We start from the raw sequence: 539 nt of genomic DNA, 5'->3' as shown, positions 1-539 counted from the left end.
GGCGTTGGAGTCCGCATTAAACAGCGCATTCAAGTTAGCGAGGAATGCCGCTTTGCCTTGTTCGGTTACGTTTTCAGGAAGAGAGAAGTCAGTGCGGTCGATGTGCTCGCCGCCCATCACGTTGGCTAGACCGTTCAAGTTGTGCGGTGCAAACCATGTCCATTGCCACGTGTTGCCTTCGGTGAAGTCTTCGCCTCGGTGCTCAGCACGGTAAGGCCAGAACACATCGCTTTCGTTGAGTGCTTTGCGGTCTTTACAGGCGTTGTAGTCCATACCGTCTGGGATAGACAGCGCCATGTTCTCGTCCAAACATTCGGCTTTCAGGTTGTTTGCCCAAACCTTGCTGCCACTGTTCATGTAAGCCGGACGCATAAAGCCCGTCGCACCCAATGCGTTGCCTTTGGTGTCTTGCAGTTTGCCGTATTGCTCTGGGTTGTAATCGAAGTAGTTCTTGAACGATTCAGAACGTGCCATGTAGCGGTCGTACTGTTGGTCGTTGCCCGCAAGTTTAGCGATCTGAGCGATACACCAGTCGTAGT

At 52.7% G+C, this 539-nt stretch carries 1 protein-coding gene; it reads right to left on the bottom strand.

Annotated elements, in window-relative coordinates; genetic code table 11:
• Window positions 1-539: glycoside hydrolase domain-containing protein (locus R7Z77_RS28055; protein ID WP_318137396.1), on the bottom strand; the 539-nt coding region annotated here is incomplete at both ends.

This window comes from Vibrio sp. 1401, assembly GCF_033340295.1.
This window is presented reverse-complemented; position numbering and strand designations above follow the sequence as displayed.